This window comes from Streptomyces longispororuber (assembly GCF_024448165.1).
Classification (GTDB): Bacteria; Actinomycetota; Actinomycetes; order Streptomycetales; family Streptomycetaceae; genus Streptomyces; species Streptomyces longispororuber_A.
Map to the genome: position 1 here is coordinate 1 of NZ_JAMOLN010000218.1, position 16402 is coordinate 16402.

The following is a 16402-nucleotide window of genomic DNA, read 5'->3' on the forward strand; positions in this document are numbered from 1 at the left end:
CCGATCCCGAACCCGCACCCGCACCCGCACCCGCACCAAAGGCCCGCCCCGCCGACACCCCGCTGTCCAGCGGCAGTTCACCGGCGAGCGGCAGCCCCATCAGGCGGGCCACCTCGTCCGCGTCGAGCTCCGCCGAACCGCGCACGGGCGCCGTCACCACCCGCACGTCCCGCACGACCATTCCCACCGCTCCGGCCACCCGCCGGGCCGCCGCGACGGCACGCAGCTCCGGTGGCACCAGGAGCAGCGCCAGATCGAGCTGGGCCAGCGCCTCGACCGAACCGGCGTCGACCCGGCGCGGCAGGTCCACCACGACGGCGCCGCCCCTGCGCCGCCCCGCGGCGAGCACCGCCCGCACGGCTTCGGGCGGCACCGTGGCCAGGTCGCCGCGGTCCCAGCTGAGCAGCCTGAGGCCGTGCAGACGCGGCAGCGACTCCTCCAGGGCGGTGCTCCCGACGCGCCCCCGTGACTGGGCGAAGGCCGGCCAGCGCAGTCCGTCCGCCGCCTCGGCGCCGAGCAGCACGTCCAGGCCGCCGCCCAGCGGGTCCGCGTCGACCAGGAGGGTGCGCCGCCCGGCCCGCGCGGACGCCACCGCCAGGGCACAGGCCAGCGTCGAGGCCCCGGCACCGCCCCGGCCTCCGATGACACCGACGGTCAGCGCGGGCCGCCCCACGCCCTCGACGACATCGGCGATCCGGTCCATCAGCCACTGCTCGCCGTCCGGGAGCATCAGCACGTGGTCGGCGCCGATCTCGACGGCCCGCTTCCACACCCCGGAATCGTCCTGGTCACGGCCGACCAGGACGACACCCCGCCGTCGTGGCACCCCGCGCAGCCGTCCCGCGGCGTCGTCCCCGACCAGCACGAGGGGAGCCGCCTCCCAGCCCCCTCTGCCCTCCGGCGCCCCGTGCCCGACCTCGGGCCGCACGCCCGCCGCCGCGCACAGCCGCAGCAGGTCGTCCAGCAGTCCCACGTCCTCCGTCACGATCAGCGGTGCGCGCCGCACGCCCCGCGCGTCGCACGCCATGGCTCCCGTCACGATCCGTCCCCCTCTCGACCCGCTCGCCCGCAGCGCGGGCGATCCGACGCACCGCGAAGTCGCCGGCGCCGAAGCGCCGAATACCGGCCGCGCCTTCGCGTGTCGGCCAAAACGAACCGGCCATGAACGCCGGTCCGAACTTCGCGTGCGGAATCACCGTGCAGCGATCCCGGAAATCGTGTGGATCTTGGTCAATAACTGTGGACGCGAGAAGGGTTGTGAATATCGTCGTGCCCCAAACCGGTGAGCCCTGGGGACAGAGCCCGAGCATCCGCAGAGCAGCCCCTCGGTCACGCACCGTGACGGATCGGCGACGGGCGGGCAGTGGCCCGCAGACCCGGAATCAGGGGCGAAGAGGCAAGAAAAAAGGACCCGAAAACGGGTCCGGACATGCGACGACCCCCGCCGGGGGGGAGAGCGGGGGTCGTCCCCACGGTCCGACTCGGGGGGGGAGGAGCCAGACCGGGTTAGCACGGTCGCGAACGATCCGTGACTTCCATGGTGTACCCGAGAGCCTTCTCAGGCAAACCCACGCGCCCCAGCTTACGCCGAATGGTGGGCGCCTATGCTCGGGCTCGTGGAAAACCACTCCTTGACCCACTCCATGGCTCACTCGATGCCGCGCACAGCGGCGTTCTTTGACCTGGACAAGACGGTCATCGCAAAGTCGAGCACGCTCACGTTCAGCAAGTCGTTCTACCAAGGCGGTCTGATCAACCGCAGGGCCGTGCTGCGCACCGCCTACGCGCAGTTCGTCTTCCTGGCCGGCGGCGCCGATCACGACCAGATGGAGCGGATGCGCCAGTACCTCTCGGCGCTGTGCCGCGGCTGGAACGTGCAGCAGGTGAAGGAGATCGTCGCCGAGACGCTGCACGACCTGATCGACCCGATCATCTACGACGAGGCCGCGTCCCTCATCGAGGAGCACCACACCGCGGGACGGGACGTCGTCATCGTCTCGACCTCGGGCGCGGAGGTCGTCGAGCCGATCGGCGAGCTCCTGGGCGCGGACCGGGTGGTCGCCACGCGCATGGTCGTCGGGGACGACGGCTGCTTCACGGGCGAGGTGGAGTACTACGCGTACGGGCCGACCAAGGCGGAGGCCGTCAAGGAGCTGGCGCTGTCCGAGGGGTACGACCTCGCGCGCTGCTACGCGTACAGCGACTCGGCGACGGACCTGCCGATGCTGAGCGCCGTCGGGCACCCGTACGCGGTCAATCCGGACCGGGCGCTCCGCCGCGAGGCGCTCGCGCGCGAGTGGCCGATTCTGGACTTCCACAAGCCGGTCAGGCTCAAGCAGCGGCTGCCGAATCTCGCCTCGCCGTCCCGCCCGGCCCTGGTCGCGGCGGCCGCGGTCGGTGCGGCAGCGGCCACGGCCGGCCTGGTCTGGTACGCCAGTCGGCGCCGGGCCCTCACCGCTTCCCGCTGACCCTCCCCTCACGGGCGCCCGTTTCACCCCTGTTTGAACCTAAAAGTAAAGAAGTGCAGCCAGGGCTTCCGCTTCCTTCAGGGGAGGAGTACAAAGGAGTCAACGGCCCGCGAGACCAAGGACATCCGAGAGGATCACCTTCAAACGCAACCAAGGCCCCACGGACCGAAGCATGAACACCGGGCACCCACGCGACGTCGACCCGTCGATTACGGGCCAGCCGCACCAGGTGACGGGCGAAGCTCCCGACCTGATGGGCAACTTTTCGAGGACGCTTGGTAACCCAGTGGACATGCCAGCGGCGGTACGAGAACTCGTACCGCCGCAACCCTGTTCGGGGTCCTTTCACGCAGCGCCGCGCTGCAGCGCCTCGCACACCGCGGTCGACTCCCTGACACCCAGCTCGACGGCCTTGCCGCAGTGGGCGATCCAGGCCGCCATTCCTTCCGGCGTACCGGACACATAGCCTTCGAGTGCCGCCGCGTAGGCCGCGCGGCCCTGCTCGGCGTGACCCACCTCTGCGGGGCAGATCGACTTCGGGTCGAGGCCGCTGCCCACCAGGACGATGCGCTCGGCGGCGCGCGCGACCAGTCCGTTGTGCGAGCCGAACGGGCGCAGTGCGAGCAGTTCGCCGTGCACGACGGCGGCGCTCACTAGGGCGGGCGCCTTGCTCCCCGCGATGATCAGCTGCGCGAGCCCGTCGAGCCGGCCCGCGACCTCGTCCGCGTCCGGCACCGGGAGTTCCACGAGCGGCTCGTCGACCGGCTCGCCCGCCTTGCGCGGCCGGCCCACCGTGTCGTCCTGGGCGGCGGCCGCCACCAGGTGCAGCCGCGCCAGCACCCGCAGGGGCGACTGCCGCCAGATGGACAGGAGTTGACCCGCCTCCGCAGTCAGCCGCAGGGCCGCGCCGACCGTGCGGGCCTCCGCGTCACCGTCGCCGCCGCTGAAGTCGCTGCGCCTGCGCACCTCTTCGAGCGCCCAGTCGGCACCCGAGAGCGCCGCGCTGCCGCGCGCGCCGCGCAGGGCGGCCTCGGAGGTGACCTCGGTGCTGCGGCGCCGCATGACCCGGTGCCCGTAGACGCGGTCCACGGCCTTGCGCACGGAGTCCACGGAGTCGGCCACGCCCGGCAGGGTCCCCAGGGTGGCGAGGGGATCGGCTGTCGTACTCATGAGTACGACATTACGGGCCGCGGGGCACCGCCCCACGAAGGAGTGGTCTTCTTCACGTCGGCGGGACACGCATGGCGACCACGCGACTACCCTTAGTGAACATGAAGATCGCTTTCGTAGGGAAGGGTGGCAGCGGGAAGACCACGCTGTCCTCCCTGTTCATCCGCCATCTCGCCACCACCGGCTCCCCCGTCGTCGCCGTGGACGCGGACATCAACCAGCACCTGGGCGCCGCGCTCGGGCTCGACGACGAGGTCGCCGCCGAACTGCCCGCCATGGGCGCCCGGCTGCCGCTCATCAAGGACTACCTGCGCGGCTCGAACCCGCGGATCGCCTCGGCCGACACGATGATCAAGACGACTCCCCCCGGGGAGGGCTCGCGACTGCTGCGGGTGCGCGAGAACAATCCGGTGTACGACGCCTGCGCTCGCAGCGTGGAACTCGACGGCGACGCCGTGCGTTTGATGGTCACCGGGCCGTTCACCGAAGCCGACCTCGGTGTCGCCTGCTACCACTCCAAGACGGGAGCGGTGGAGCTGTGTCTGAACCATCTGGTCGACGGCCGCGACGAGTACGTGGTGGTCGACATGACGGCGGGCTCCGACTCCTTCGCGTCCGGCATGTTCACCCGCTTCGACATGACGTTCCTCGTCGCCGAGCCGACGCGCAAGGGAGTCTCGGTCTACCGCCAGTACAAGGAGTACGCACGGGACTTCGGCATCAGCCTGAAGGTCGTGGGGAACAAGGTGCAGGGCGAGGACGACCTCGACTTCCTCCGCTCCGAGGTCGGGGACGACCTGCTCGTGACCGTCGGGCACTCCGACTGGGTGCGCGCGATGGAGAAGGGGCGCCCGCCACGCTTCGAGCTCCTCGAAGCGGCCAACAAGGCCTCCCTGCAAGCACTCCAGACCGCCGCCGACGCCACGTACGCGGCCCGCGACTGGGAGCGCTACACACGCCAGATGGTCCACTTCCACCTGCGGAACGCACAGAGCTGGGGGAACGAGAAGACGGGGGCCGACCTGGCTTCCCAGGTCGACCCCGACTTCGTCCTGCGCGAGAGCGTCGCCGCAACGGCCTGACGCGGCCTACGACTTGGTGGCCGGTGCGCCCGGCACCCCCTTGGGGGCCGGGGCCGGCGCGCCGGTCAGGAAGGACGCCCAGCCCTGCTCGGGCGCCTTGCCGACGCCGAGCGTGGTGAGCTTCTGCAGCGTCTTGGGGTCCTGCGCGTCGAGCCAGTCGGCGAGCTGCCGGAAGGAGACGCAGCGGACCTCGGGCTTGTTGCAGACCGTGTGGACGGTCTCCTCGATGGCCCGCATGTAGGTGCCGCCGTTCCACGACTCGAAGTGGTTGCCGATGATCAGCGGCGCGCGGTTGCCCTTGTAGGCGCGGTCGAAGCCCTGGAGCAGGCCGTCGCGCATCTGGTCGCCCCAGTACTCGTGCTTGTCCGGGTCGCCCTGCGAGGTGGTGCCCGACTGGTTGACCATGAAGTTGTAGTCCATGGTCAGCGTCTCGAAGGCGCGGCCAGGGACCGGGACGAGCTGCATGGACAGGTCCCACAGGCCGTTCTTCTTCTTGGGCCAGATCTGGTCGTTGACGCCACTGGTGTCGTAGCGGAAGCCCAGGTCGTGGGCCGCGCGCATGAAGTTCTTCTGGCCTTCGAGGCAGGGGGTGCGGGCGCCGATGAGTTCCTTGTCGTAGTCGAAGGGCAGCGGCGCCGCGTTCTTCAGGCCCGTGTTGGTCTTCCACGCCTTCACGAACGACTTGGCCTGCTGGATCTCGCTCTTCCACTCGGCGACCGACCACTGGCCGACGCCCCCGCCGCTGCCGCAGAAGTGGCCGTTGAAGTGGGTGCCGATCTCGCTGCCCTCGAGCCAGGCGCCGCGCAGCTGATCGACGGTGTCCTTGATTCCCCGGGCGTCGTTGAAGCCGATGTCCGAGCGGCCCGGCGAGTGCTGCGGCGGGTGGTACTGGCTCGCCTTGCCCTCCGGGAGCATGTACACGCCGCTGAGGAAGTACGTCATCGTCGCGTTGTTCCGCTTGGCGACCTTGCGGAAGTGGGAGAACAGCTTCTGGCTGTCCTCGCCCGCGCCGTCCCAGGAGAACACCACGAACTGCGGGGGCTTCTGTCCCGGTCTGAGGCGCTCGGCTCTCGGCAGGTGCGGCTGCCGGCCGGTGTACGCGGTCGAGCCGTCGCCGATCAGCCGGACCACGCTGCCGGGAGCGGCCGGTGCCGCCTTCTTCGGTCCGGGGGCGCCCTGCGGGGGTGTCGAGCCGGTGTCGCTGCCCGCGCAGCCGGCGAGGACCGCGGAGCAGGCCGCGGCGGCGGTGACGCCCGCGACGAGCCGCCGGGTGGCGTGGCTGGCGGACCTGGGGGTGGCGGCCATCTTCCGCCCACCTTCTTCCTGGGAGTCGGCTTACCGGAGGGTGAATGCGAGAAATGCCCGCTATGCGCGGGCGGCGGCGCCCAACGTCGCACGCGGTCCGCACGGAATTTGTCCGACAAGCCGACCAAGATTCCTATTCACTCCCAGGGGTGAATCATTGCCCCATTTGCCCCGATAATCCGTCCAGAGACTTTACTCTGCATTACGATCCATTTACCGAACGTTACCGAGCGTTGATCTTCATCCCGCCGCTGCACGCCGTGAACCACGGCCGCGATCGACCCCACCCACCGCCGAGGGGTCCCCCCACATTCCGCGACCGCGCTGCACCCCGGAGGAGACGGGAACCATGTCAGCCTGCGTACCCACCCGCGCCAGTGACTCCGACCGGTCGGACGAGCCCACAGCGGCCGTCCGCAACGCCCACAGTCCGCCACCGGCGCCCCGCCGCCGCTTCCGCATCGCGGGCGCCGACCTGTCCGCGTCCGTCGCGGTCTTCCTGATCGCCCTGCCCCTGTCCCTCGGCATCGCCCTGGCGACCGGCGCGCCCCTGGAGTCCGGGCTCGTCGCCGCGGCCGTCGGCGGACTCGTCGCCGGTTTCCTGGGCGGCGCCCCGCTCCAGGTCAGCGGCCCCGCCGCGGGCCTCACCGTGGTCACCGCCGAGCTGATCCAGCGCTACGGCTGGCGCACCACCTGCGCGATCACCGTGATGGCGGGGATCGCCCAACTCGGGCTCGGCTGCCTGCGGGTGGCCCGCACGGCGCTCGCCGTCAGCCCCGCCGTCGTGCACGGCATGCTCGCCGGCATCGGCGTCACCATCGCCGTCGCCCAGCTGCACATCGTGCTGGGCGGCACCCCCGAGAGCTCGGTGCTCGACAACCTCCGGGCGCTGCCCGCCCAGGTGGCGAACATCCACCCGGCCGCCTTCGCCATGAGCGCCCTCACCCTCGCCGTGCTCTTCGCCTGGCCCCGCATCCCCGGGCGCGTGGGCCGCGGCACCCGCAAGGTCCCGGCCGCCCTCGTCGCCGTGACCGCCTCGACCGTCACCGCCGCGCTGCTCGGCCTGAGCCTGCCCGAGGTCGACCTGCCCTCCTGGAGCAGCCACGCCCTCGCCGGGCTGCCCGACGGGCCCGTCCTCGGGATCGCCGCGGCCGTCCTGACCACCACCCTCGTGTGCAGCGTGCAGTCGCTCCTCGGAGCCGTCGCGGCCGACAAGCTGGCCACCGGGCGGCCCGACCTGCCGCCCGAGATGCGCCGCTCGAACCTGGACAGGGAGCTGCTCTCGCAGGGCGCGTCGAACATCGTCTCCGGATCGCTCGGCGGGCTGCCCGTCGCCGGGGTCGCGGTGCGCACCACGGCGAACATCAACGCGGGCGCGGTGAGCGGGAACTCCTCGATGCTGCACGGCGTTTGGGTGGTAGCGGCCACACTGCTCCTGGTCCCCGTCCTGGAGCTCATCCCGCTCGCCTCGCTCGGCGCCCTGGTGATGGCGGTCGGCATCCAGATGGTGTCGCTGAACCACATCCGCACGGTGACCCGCCACCGCGAGGTGCTGGTGTACATCGTGACCACCCTCGGCGTCGTCCTGTTCGGCGTGCTCCAAGGGGTCGGGCTCGGTGTCGCGGTCGCCGTCGGCGTCGCCCTGCACCGCCTCGCGCGCACCCGCATCACGCACGAGACGGATGCGCGCGGCGTCCACCACGTGCGGGTGCGCGGCCAGTTGACGTTCCTCGCCGTGCCCCGGCTCAGCCGCGCCCTGCACCAGGTGCCCCAAGGGGAGGACTGCGTCGTGGAGTTGGACGGGTCGTTCATGGACCACGGCGCGTTCGAGGCGTTGCAGGACTGGCAGAAGTCGCACGCCGCGCAGGGCGGCCAGGTCGAGGTGACCGGGCGCGGCGGGGCACGGATCGCCGAGCCGGCGAGCGCGAGCCACTCCTGCTGCCGCCCCTGGACACCGTGGCGCAACCACCACTGTGACGACCGGCCTCCGGCGCCCGCGCCCGAGAGCACCGGGCCGGCGCCGCAGCGGCGCGGCAGCCATCAACTGGCCAGCGGGATCAGCGCGTTCCAGCGGAACACGGCGCCGCTGGTGCGCGGCGAGCTGGCCCGTCTGGCCCGCGAGGGCCAGCAGCCCACCCAGCTCTTCCTCACCTGTGCCGACTCCCGGCTCGTCACCTCGATGATCACGTCGAGCGGCCCGGGCGACCTCTTCGTCGTACGGAACGTGGGCAATCTCGTGCCGCTCCCCGGCGCCGAGAGCGGGGACGACTCGGTCGCCGCCGCCATCGAGTACGCCGTCGACGTGCTGAAGGTGCAGTCGATCACCGTGTGCGGGCACTCCGGGTGCGGGGCCATGCAGGCCCTGCTCAGCAGTCCGCCGACCGGCTCCGGGGCGCTCACCCCGCTCAAGCGGTGGCTGCGGCACGGGCTGCCGAGCCTGGCGCGGATGGGCGACAAGGGGCTGCCGTGGGCCCGGCTCGCGGGCCGGGCACCGGCCGACGCGGTCGAGCAGCTCTGTCTGACCAATGTGGTCCAGCAGCTGGACCACCTGCGCGCCCACGAGTCGGTCGCCAGGGCGCTGGAGCAGGGTGCGCTGGAACTGCACGGGATGTACTTCCACGTCGGTGAGGCACAGGCGTATCTGCTCGACGACTGCGATCCGGTGTTCGGGCAGGTCGCGGCCGCCACCCACGAGGACACGCGGGCCTGAACCGACCCTTCCCCGCATCCGTGCCAAGGATGAGAGCGTGTGGCTCCCGGCTCGCCGGGAGCCACACGCATGAGAACCGGCACGCAGGTCTAAACCAATTGTCGGGCACCCCTTGTCACCAGGGGTCGAGGTCTGATGAGCTGTGGCCTGGGACACAACGGTCGCCTCCGGCACAAACACCGAATGGGAGAAGCGTCGTGAGCAACGAAAGCCTGGCCAACCTTCTTAAGGAGGAGCGACGCTTCGCGCCGCCCGCTGACCTGGCCGCGAACGCCAACGTCACGGCCGAGGCGTACGAGCAGGCCAAGGCTGACCGGCTCGGTTTCTGGGCCGAGCAGGCCCGCCGCCTCACCTGGGCGACCGAGCCGACCGAGATCCTGGACTGGTCGAACCCGCCGTTCGCCAAGTGGTTCGCCGACGGCAAGCTGAACGTCGCGTACAACTGCGTCGACCGGCACGTCGAGGCGGGCAACGGCGACCGCGTCGCCATCCACTTCGAGGGCGAGCCGGGCGACAGCCGCGCCATCACCTACGCCGAGCTGAAGGACGAGGTCAGCCGGGCGGCGAACGCGCTGACCGAGCTGGGCGTCCAGGCCGGCGACCGGGTCGCCGTCTACCTGCCGATGATCCCCGAGGCCGTCATCTCGATGCTGGCCTGCGCCCGCATCGGCGCCGCGCACTCCGTGGTCTTCGGCGGCTTCTCGGCCGACGCCATCGCCACCCGCATCCAGGACGCGGACGCCAAGGTCGTCATCACGGCCGACGGCGGCTACCGCCGCGGCAAGCCGTCCGCCCTGAAGCCGGCCGTCGACGACGCGCTCACCCGCGTGGACGGCGTCGCCAAGGTGCTCGTAGTCAAGCGCACCGAGCAGGACGTCGCCTGGACCGAGGGCCGCGACCTGTGGTGGCACGAGGTCGTCGGCCGGCAGTCCGCCGAGCACGCGCCGCAGGCCTTCGACGCCGAGCAGCCGCTCTTCATCCTCTACACGTCGGGCACGACGGGTAAGCCGAAGGGCATCCTGCACACGTCCGGCGGCTACCTGACGCAGGCCAGCTACACGCACCACGCCGTCTTCGACCTCAAGCCGGAGACCGACGTCTACTGGTGCACGGCCGACATCGGCTGGGTCACGGGCCACTCGTACATCACGTACGGCCCGCTCTCGAACGGTGCGACGCAGGTCATCTACGAGGGCACCCCGGACACCCCGCACCAGGGCCGGTTCTGGGAGATCGTGCAGAAGTACGGCGTCTCGATCCTCTACACGGCGCCGACCGCGATCCGCACGTTCATGAAGTGGGGCGACGACATCCCCGCGAAGTTCGACCTGAGCAGCCTGCGCGTGCTCGGGTCGGTGGGCGAGCCGATCAACCCCGAGGCGTGGGTCTGGTACCGGAAGAACATCGGCGCCGACACCTGCCCCGTCGTGGACACCTGGTGGCAGACCGAGACCGGCGCGATCATGATCTCGCCGCTGCCGGGCGTCACCGAGACCAAGCCGGGCTCCGCCCAGCGCGCGCTCCCCGGCATCTCCGCGACCGTCGTCGACGACGAGGCGAACGAGGTGCCGAACGGCGGCGGTGGCTACCTGGTGCTCACCGAGCCGTGGCCGTCGATGCTGCGCACCATCTGGGGCGACGACCAGCGGTTCATCGACACGTACTGGTCCCGCTTCGAGGGCAAGTACTTCGCCGGTGACGGCGCCAAGAAGGACGAGGACGGCGACATCTGGCTGCTCGGCCGGGTCGACGACGTGATGCTCGTCTCCGGGCACAACATCTCGACCACCGAGGTCGAGTCGGCGCTCGTCTCCCACCCGGCCGTCGCCGAGGCCGCCGTGGTCGGCGCCGCCGACGAGACGACCGGCCAGGCGATCGTCGCCTTCGTGATCCTGCGCGGCAGCGCGAACGCGGAGGACGAGTCGCTCGTCTCCGACCTGCGCAACCACGTGGGCGCCACCCTCGGCCCGATCGCCAAGCCGAAGCGGATCCTGCCGGTCGCCGAGCTGCCCAAGACGCGGTCCGGCAAGATCATGCGCCGGCTGCTGCGCGACGTCGCGGAGAACCGGGCGGTGGGCGACGTCACCACCCTCGCCGACTCCTCCGTGATGGACCTGATCCAGGCGGAGCTCCCGGCGGCGTCCAGCGAGGACTGATCCGGCCACCTGACACGGCCACCGCACACCTGTGACGGGCACTCGGCGAACGCGCCGGGTGCCCGTTTCGTGCGTATCGTGATGATCACCAGGTACGCCGTGCGTACACCCGGTAGGGTGAAGGGCGCGTCAAGGACGCGACAGGAAGTCCACAGGGTGTGCCGGGAAGTCTGGTCGGCGGTGTCTACAGCCGTATCTGACCGGAGGTCGCACGACGTGAGCGCGCCGAAGAAGAACGACCGCAAGGTGCTCGGCAGGCTCTCCCTGCCCGAGCGCAATTTCGTGGCCGACGCCCTGCGCACCGAGACGGTCGGCGGCGTACTGCTCCTGGTGGCCGCCGTCGCCGCCCTCGTCTGGGCGAACATCCCGGCCCTGCGGCACAGCTACGAGGCCGTCAGCGACTTCCACCTCGGACCCGCCGCGCTCGGCCTCGACCTGTCGGTCGCGCACTGGGCCGCCGACGGACTCCTCGCGATCTTCTTCTTCGTCGCCGGCATCGAGCTCAAGCGCGAACTCGTCGCCGGTGACCTGCGCGATCCCAAGGCCGCCGCGCTGCCGGTGGTCGCCGCGCTCTGCGGCATGGCGGTGCCCGCGATCGTCTACGTCGTGGTGAACACGGCCGGCGGCGGGTCGATGGACGGCTGGGCCGTGCCGACCGCCACCGACATCGCGTTCGCGCTCGCCGTGCTCGCCGTCATCGGTACGTCGCTGCCGGGCGCCCTGCGCGCCTTCCTGCTCACCCTCGCCGTCGTCGACGACCTCTTCGCGATCATGATCATCGCGATCTTCTTCACCAGCGAGCTGAACTTCGCGGCACTCGGCGGCTCCGTCGTCGGCCTCGCCGTCTTCTGGCTGCTGCTCAGGAAGGGCGTGCGCGGCTGGTACGTCTACGTGCCGCTCGCCGTGACGATCTGGGCGCTGATGTACAACTCCGGCATCCACGCCACCATCGCCGGTGTCGCCATGGGCCTGATGCTGCGCTGCACCCGGCACGAGGGCGAGGAGCACTCCCCGGGCGAGCACATCGAGCATCTGGTCCGGCCGCTCTCCGCCGGGCTCGCGGTGCCGCTGTTCGCCCTGTTCAGCGCCGGTGTGGTCGTGTCGGGCGGCGCGCTGGGAGACGTGTTCACCCGGCCGGAGACGCTCGGTGTCGTCCTCGGCCTCGTCGTCGGCAAGGCCGTCGGCATCTTCGGCGGCACCTGGCTGACGGCCCGGTTCACCAAGGCGTCGCTCTCCGACGAGCTGGCCTGGCCGGACGTCTTCGCGGTCGCCTCCCTCGCCGGCATCGGCTTCACCGTCTCCCTCCTCATCGACGAACTCGCCTTCAGCGACGACCCCGTCCTGACCGCGGAGGTCAAGGCGGCCATCCTGATCGGCTCGCTGATCGCGGCCGTGCTCAGCGGTGTCCTGCTGAAGGTGCGCAACGCCAAGTACCGCGCCCTGTGGGAGCACGAGGAGCGCGACGAGGACGCCGACGGCATCCCCGACGTCTACGAGCAGGACAAGCCGGACTACCACCTCCGGATGGCCGAGATCTACGAGAGAAAGGCCGCGGAGCACCGCAGGCTTGCCGAAGTGGCGGCCGGGGCAAGCGACGAGGACGAGCGTCCGGCATGATCTGACACCAGGACAGGACGTACGGACTCGTACGGACTGCTTCTTCAGAAGGCCCTCCACAGGAGAACAGGGAGTAAGCGATGAGCGCACCCGACGGCAGCCCGGTCGGCGCCGAACGCAGCATCGGCCAGCTGTTCGCCTCGGCGACGACCGAGATGTCCGCGCTGGTGCACGACGAGATCGCCCTCGCGAAGGCGCAGCTCAAGCAGGACGTGAAGAAGGGGGCGGTGAGCGGCGGCGCGTTCTCGGCGGCGCTCCTGGTGCTGGTGTTCTCACTGCCGATGCTGAGCTTCGCGCTCGCCTACGGCATCCGGACCTGGTCGCACTGGAACATGGCGATCTGCTTCCTGCTCTCCTTCGCCGCGAACGTGTTGGTCGCCGCGGTCCTCGCGCTGATCGGCACCGTCTTCGCCAAGAAGGCCAAGAAGGGCAAGGGCCCGCAGAAGGTCGCCGCCTCGGTCAAGGAGTCGGCGGGCGTACTGCAGAACGCCAAGCCGCACCCCCGTCAGGTGACGCCGGGCGACCGTGTCCCCGAGGCCATCGAGGCTGTGGCACGCTCGTCTTCATGACGGACCCCGCCACCCCTTCGGCTCAACCGCCCTCCTCGGTCGTACGACTTGACGGTCCCTGGACCCATCGGGACGTCGCGGCCAACGGCGCGCGCTTCCACATCGCCGAGATGGGGGACGGCCCGCTGGTCCTCCTCCTGCACGGCTTCCCGCAGTTCTGGTGGACGTGGCGGCACCAGCTCGTCGCGCTCGCCGACGCCGGGTTCCGGGCCGTCGCGATGGACCTGCGCGGCGTGGGCGGCAGCGACCGTACGCCGCGGGGTTACGACCCGGCCAATCTGGCGCTCGACATCACGGGCGTCGTCCGCTCCCTCGGCGAGCCGGACGCCGCGCTCGTCGGGCACGACCTCGGCGGCTACCTCGCGTGGACCGCGGCGGTGATGCGGCCCAAGCTGGTGCGGCGGCTCGCGGTGTCGTCGATGCCGCATCCGCGGCGCTGGCGCTCGGCGATGCTCGCGGACTACCGGCAGTCGCGCTCGGGGTCGTTCGTCTGGGGCTTCCAGCGGCCGTGGCTGCCGGAGCGTCAACTGGTGGCGAAGGACGGCGCGTTGGTGGGCGATCTGGTCCGCGACTGGTCGGGCCCGCGCCAGCCCGACGACAAGACCGTCCAGACGTACCAGCAGGCCATGTGCATCCCGTCCACCGCGCACTGCTCGATCGAGCCGTACCGCTGGATGGTGCGCTCCCTGGCCCGCCCGGACGGGATCCAGTTCAACCGGCGGATGAAGCGCCCGGTCCGGGTGCCGACGCTGCACCTGCACGGCTCGCTCGACCCCGTGATGCGCACCCGCAGCGCGGCCGGCTCCGGCGAGTACGTCGAAGCGCCGTACCGCTGGCGCCTGTTCGACGGTCTCGGACACTTCCCGCACGAGGAGGATCCGGTCGCCTTCTCCACCGAACTGGTCAACTGGCTGAAGGATCCCGAGCCCGATCGGTGAGCACCGGTGAGCTCTGAGTGAGCTCTGAGTGAGCTCTGAGTGAGCTTCGGGTGCGTGACCGGTATGCGGGCGGGAACGCCTGTCCTACGAACAGCCAAATGCCTGGCGCATAAGCCAATTGGGGGCCGTGGGGGCGGTTACCGACCATGAGGCACGGGCACACGTCGGTGTATGGGCTGGACGCACGACTACAGTGACGCAGCACGCAATCGCCGCCCAGCGATGACGCTGGGCTCTCCCCAGAGGGGGGCGCCGCAGGAGCACGTGGCGCACGATCCCCGGCTGGGCATTCCGCGCATCCTGCGCCGTCGGGCCCGGTGGGTCTCGGCGCGGCTGCGCCACACAAGTCGCGGCTGAGACTCCGCCCCGCCCCTCGCCCTAGAGCGCGCAGGCGTCCGTGTCCACCTGCTGGACCGCCGAGCGGCCCTGGGTGATGTCGGTGCGGATCTCGTCCCCGGTCAGCGCGTACCCCGTGTCCGCGTTGTCCAGGGACTTGGCGAAGACGACGCCGTAGACCCTGCCGTCGGGGGTGAGGAGCGGTCCGCCGGAGTTGCCCTGACGGACCGTCGCGTACAGCGAGTACACGTCGCGCTGGACCGTGCCGCGGTGGTAGATGTCCGGGCCCGACGCGTCGATCCGGCCGCGCACGCGCGCGGGTCGGACGTCGTACGCGCCGTTCTCCGGGAAGCCCGCGACGATCGCGCCGCCGCCGCGCTCCGCATCGGTCTGCGTGAACTGGAGCGGAGGCGCCTTCAGCGTGGGCACGTCCAGGACCGCGATGTCGCGCTTCCAGTCGTAGAGCACGACCTTCGCGTCGTACTTGATGCCCTCGCCGCCTATCTGGACGGTGGGCTCGTCGACGCCGCCGACCACGTGCGCGTTCGTCATCACGCGGCGGTCGGAGAAGACGAAGCCGGTGCCTTCCAGGACCTTGCCGCAACTGGGCGCCTGGCCCACGACCTTGACGATGGATCGCTTGGCGTTCAACGCGACCCGGCTGTTCGCCAGGGCCGGGTCGGGCGGCCGGACCTCGGTGATCGGCTCGTTCGCGAACGGGCTGAAGACCTGCGGGAACCCGTTCTGCGCGAGGGTGGAGGAGAAGTCGGCGAACCAGGTGTCCGCCTGCGCGGGCAGCGCCCTGGAGACCCCGAGCAGCACCTTGGAGCTGCGGACCTCCTTGCCGAGCGTGGGCAGCGTGGTACCGGCGAGGGCGGAACCTATCAGCCAGGCGACCAGGAGCATCGCCGCCACGTTGACCAGCGCGCCGCCGGTCGCGTCGAGCGCGCGGGCCGGGGACCAGGTGATGTATCTGCGGAGCTTGTTCCCCAGGTGGGTCGTGAAGGCCTGGCCGACCGAGGCGCAGACGATCACCACGACGACGGCCACGACCGCGGCGGTCGTGGTGACCTCCGCGTCGTCGGTGGCCGCGCCCCAGATGACGGGCAGCGCGTAGACCGCGACGAGGCCGCCGCCGAGGAAACCGATCACCGACAGGATGCCGACGACGAAACCCTGGCGGTATCCGACGATCGCGAACCACACGGCAGCGGCGAGCAGCAGGATGTCCAGCACGTTCACCGATTCAAGCCTCGCCTAACGTCTCGCTTCGCCACTTCCGGCCGGGGCCCGGGGGTGCCCGGGGCGACACGGCACGGGGGCCAGCCTGTCATGACCGCCAGTCGAGCGGCACCGTGTTCTCCCTGTCCCAGGGGCGCTCCCAGCCCGCGTAGTGCAGGATCCGGTCGATCACGCCGGCCGTGAAACCCCAGACCAGCGCGGATTCCACGAGGAACGCGGGTCCTCGGTGACCGCTCGGGTGGACCGTCGTCGCCCGGTTCGCCGGGTCCGTGAGATCGGCCACGGGGACCGTGAAGACCCGGGCCGTCTCCGCGGGGTCGACGGCGGCGACGGGGCTCGGCACCCGCCACCATCCCAGTACGGGCGTGACGACGAATCCGCTCACCGGGATGTACAGCTTCGGCAGCACGCCGAAGAGCTGGACGCCGCGCGGATCGAGGCCGGTCTCCTCCCAGGCCTCCCGCAGGGCGGCTCTCAGCGGGCCGTCGGCGCGCGGGTCGCCGTCCTCCGGGTCGAGGGCGCCGCCGGGGAACGACGGCTGGCCCGCGTGCGATCTGAGCGAGCCGGAGCGCTCCATCAGCAGCAGCTCGGGGCCGCGCTCGCCCTCGCCGAACAGGATCAGGACGGCGGACTGCCGGCCCGCTCCGTCCTTCGGCGGCAGGAAGCGGCTGAGCTGGTCCCCGCTGACGGTCTCGGCGGCGCGGGCCACCGGGGCCAGCCACTGCGGCAGGCCCTCCGTGCGCAGCGAGACGTCCGCGTCCGCCGCTCCGCCGGCCCCGCCACCGCCCGGCCCGCCGGTCCCGCTCGTC

The 16402-nt window shown here is 71.1% G+C and carries 13 protein-coding genes; 8 read left to right on the forward strand and 5 right to left on the reverse strand.

Translation table 11 applies throughout. From position 1 onward, the window contains the following. Positions 1–1027: septum site-determining protein Ssd (gene ssd / locus M4J07_RS39605; protein ID WP_255980550.1), on the reverse strand; the 1027-nt coding region annotated here is incomplete at its 3' end. A 577-nt stretch (positions 1028–1604) separates the two neighbouring features. On the opposite strand from ssd, the gene M4J07_RS39610 reads away from it, so the two are divergent. Then, positions 1605–2468, forward strand: a complete 864-nt coding sequence (locus tag M4J07_RS39610; RefSeq protein WP_255980528.1) for an HAD family hydrolase — start codon at positions 1605–1607, stop codon at positions 2466–2468. Positions 2469–2813: 345 nt separating this feature from the next. Here M4J07_RS39610 and M4J07_RS39615 read toward each other — a convergent pair whose 3' ends face one another. Then, the gene (locus tag M4J07_RS39615; RefSeq protein WP_255980530.1) at positions 2814–3638 is read right to left on the reverse strand and encodes a Fic family protein; all 825 of its coding nucleotides are present in this window, start codon (positions 3636–3638) and stop codon (positions 2814–2816) included. Positions 3639–3739: 101 nt separating this feature from the next. Here M4J07_RS39615 and M4J07_RS39620 point away from each other — a divergent pair, with 101 nt between their 5' ends. Beyond that, positions 3740–4720 (forward strand): ATP-binding protein, encoded by a 981-nt coding sequence (locus M4J07_RS39620; protein WP_255980532.1) that lies wholly within the window; start codon positions 3740–3742, stop codon positions 4718–4720. A gap of 6 nt (positions 4721–4726) precedes the next feature. Here the strand turns inward: M4J07_RS39620 and M4J07_RS39625 are convergent, their stop codons facing one another. Continuing rightward, positions 4727–6025, reverse strand: a complete 1299-nt coding sequence (locus tag M4J07_RS39625; protein ID WP_255980534.1) for a hypothetical protein — start codon at positions 6023–6025, stop codon at positions 4727–4729. A gap of 349 nt (positions 6026–6374) precedes the next feature. Between M4J07_RS39625 and M4J07_RS39630 the strand changes: the two genes are divergently transcribed. The 6 genes from M4J07_RS39630 to M4J07_RS39655 all read left to right on the forward strand — a co-directional run bounded on the left by M4J07_RS39630 (position 6375) and on the right by M4J07_RS39655 (position 14372). After that, on the forward strand, positions 6375–8735 hold the full coding sequence (locus tag M4J07_RS39630) for a bifunctional SulP family inorganic anion transporter/carbonic anhydrase (RefSeq protein ID WP_255980536.1): 2361 nt from the start codon (positions 6375–6377) through the stop codon (positions 8733–8735). Positions 8736–8932: 197 nt separating this feature from the next. Further along, complete coding sequence (gene acs / locus M4J07_RS39635) at positions 8933–10891, forward strand: acetate--CoA ligase (RefSeq protein ID WP_255980538.1); 1959 nt, start codon at positions 8933–8935, stop codon at positions 10889–10891. 216 nt (positions 10892–11107) lie between these two features. Further along, positions 11108–12508: a Na+/H+ antiporter NhaA gene (gene nhaA, locus M4J07_RS39640; RefSeq protein ID WP_255980540.1), complete on the forward strand. Its 1401-nt coding sequence runs from the start codon at positions 11108–11110 to the stop codon at positions 12506–12508. A gap of 80 nt (positions 12509–12588) precedes the next feature. Next, the gene (locus M4J07_RS39645; protein WP_255980542.1) at positions 12589–13077 is read left to right on the forward strand and encodes a phage holin family protein; all 489 of its coding nucleotides are present in this window, start codon (positions 12589–12591) and stop codon (positions 13075–13077) included. Beyond that, positions 13074–14015 (forward strand): alpha/beta fold hydrolase, encoded by a 942-nt coding sequence (locus M4J07_RS39650; RefSeq protein WP_255980544.1) that lies wholly within the window; start codon positions 13074–13076, stop codon positions 14013–14015. The genes M4J07_RS39645 and M4J07_RS39650 overlap by 4 nt, the downstream gene beginning before the upstream one ends. 171 nt (positions 14016–14186) lie before the next feature. Then, on the forward strand, positions 14187–14372 hold the full coding sequence (locus tag M4J07_RS39655) for a hypothetical protein (RefSeq protein ID WP_255980546.1): 186 nt from the start codon (positions 14187–14189) through the stop codon (positions 14370–14372). Between the two features lie 21 nt (positions 14373–14393). Here M4J07_RS39655 and M4J07_RS39660 read toward each other — a convergent pair whose 3' ends face one another. Both M4J07_RS39660 and M4J07_RS39665 read right to left on the reverse strand, forming a co-directional pair. After that, entirely contained in the window at positions 14394–15593 is a 1200-nt protein-coding gene (locus M4J07_RS39660) for a MarP family serine protease (protein WP_255980548.1), read from the reverse strand. A gap of 88 nt (positions 15594–15681) precedes the next feature. Beyond that, entirely contained in the window at positions 15682–16338 is a 657-nt protein-coding gene (locus M4J07_RS39665) for an NUDIX hydrolase (RefSeq protein ID WP_255980552.1), read from the reverse strand. Between the last annotated feature and the right edge of the window lie 64 nt (positions 16339–16402).

Excerpts from the sequence above, each read along its gene's own strand:
- M4J07_RS39610 (WP_255980528.1), top strand. The coding sequence starts at position 1,605 with ATGCTCGGGCTCGTGGAAAACCACTCCTTGACCCACTCCATGGCTCAC.
- M4J07_RS39615 (WP_255980530.1), bottom strand. The coding sequence starts at position 3,638 with ATGAGTACGACAGCCGATCCCCTCGCCACCCTGGGGACCCTGCCGGGC.
- M4J07_RS39620 (WP_255980532.1), top strand. The coding sequence starts at position 3,740 with ATGAAGATCGCTTTCGTAGGGAAGGGTGGCAGCGGGAAGACCACGCTG.
- M4J07_RS39625 (WP_255980534.1), bottom strand. The coding sequence starts at position 6,025 with ATGGCCGCCACCCCCAGGTCCGCCAGCCACGCCACCCGGCGGCTCGTC.
- M4J07_RS39630 (WP_255980536.1), top strand. The coding sequence starts at position 6,375 with ATGTCAGCCTGCGTACCCACCCGCGCCAGTGACTCCGACCGGTCGGAC.
- M4J07_RS39645 (WP_255980542.1), top strand. The coding sequence starts at position 12,589 with ATGAGCGCACCCGACGGCAGCCCGGTCGGCGCCGAACGCAGCATCGGC.
- M4J07_RS39650 (WP_255980544.1), top strand. The coding sequence starts at position 13,074 with ATGACGGACCCCGCCACCCCTTCGGCTCAACCGCCCTCCTCGGTCGTA.
- M4J07_RS39655 (WP_255980546.1), top strand. The coding sequence starts at position 14,187 with ATGGGCTGGACGCACGACTACAGTGACGCAGCACGCAATCGCCGCCCA.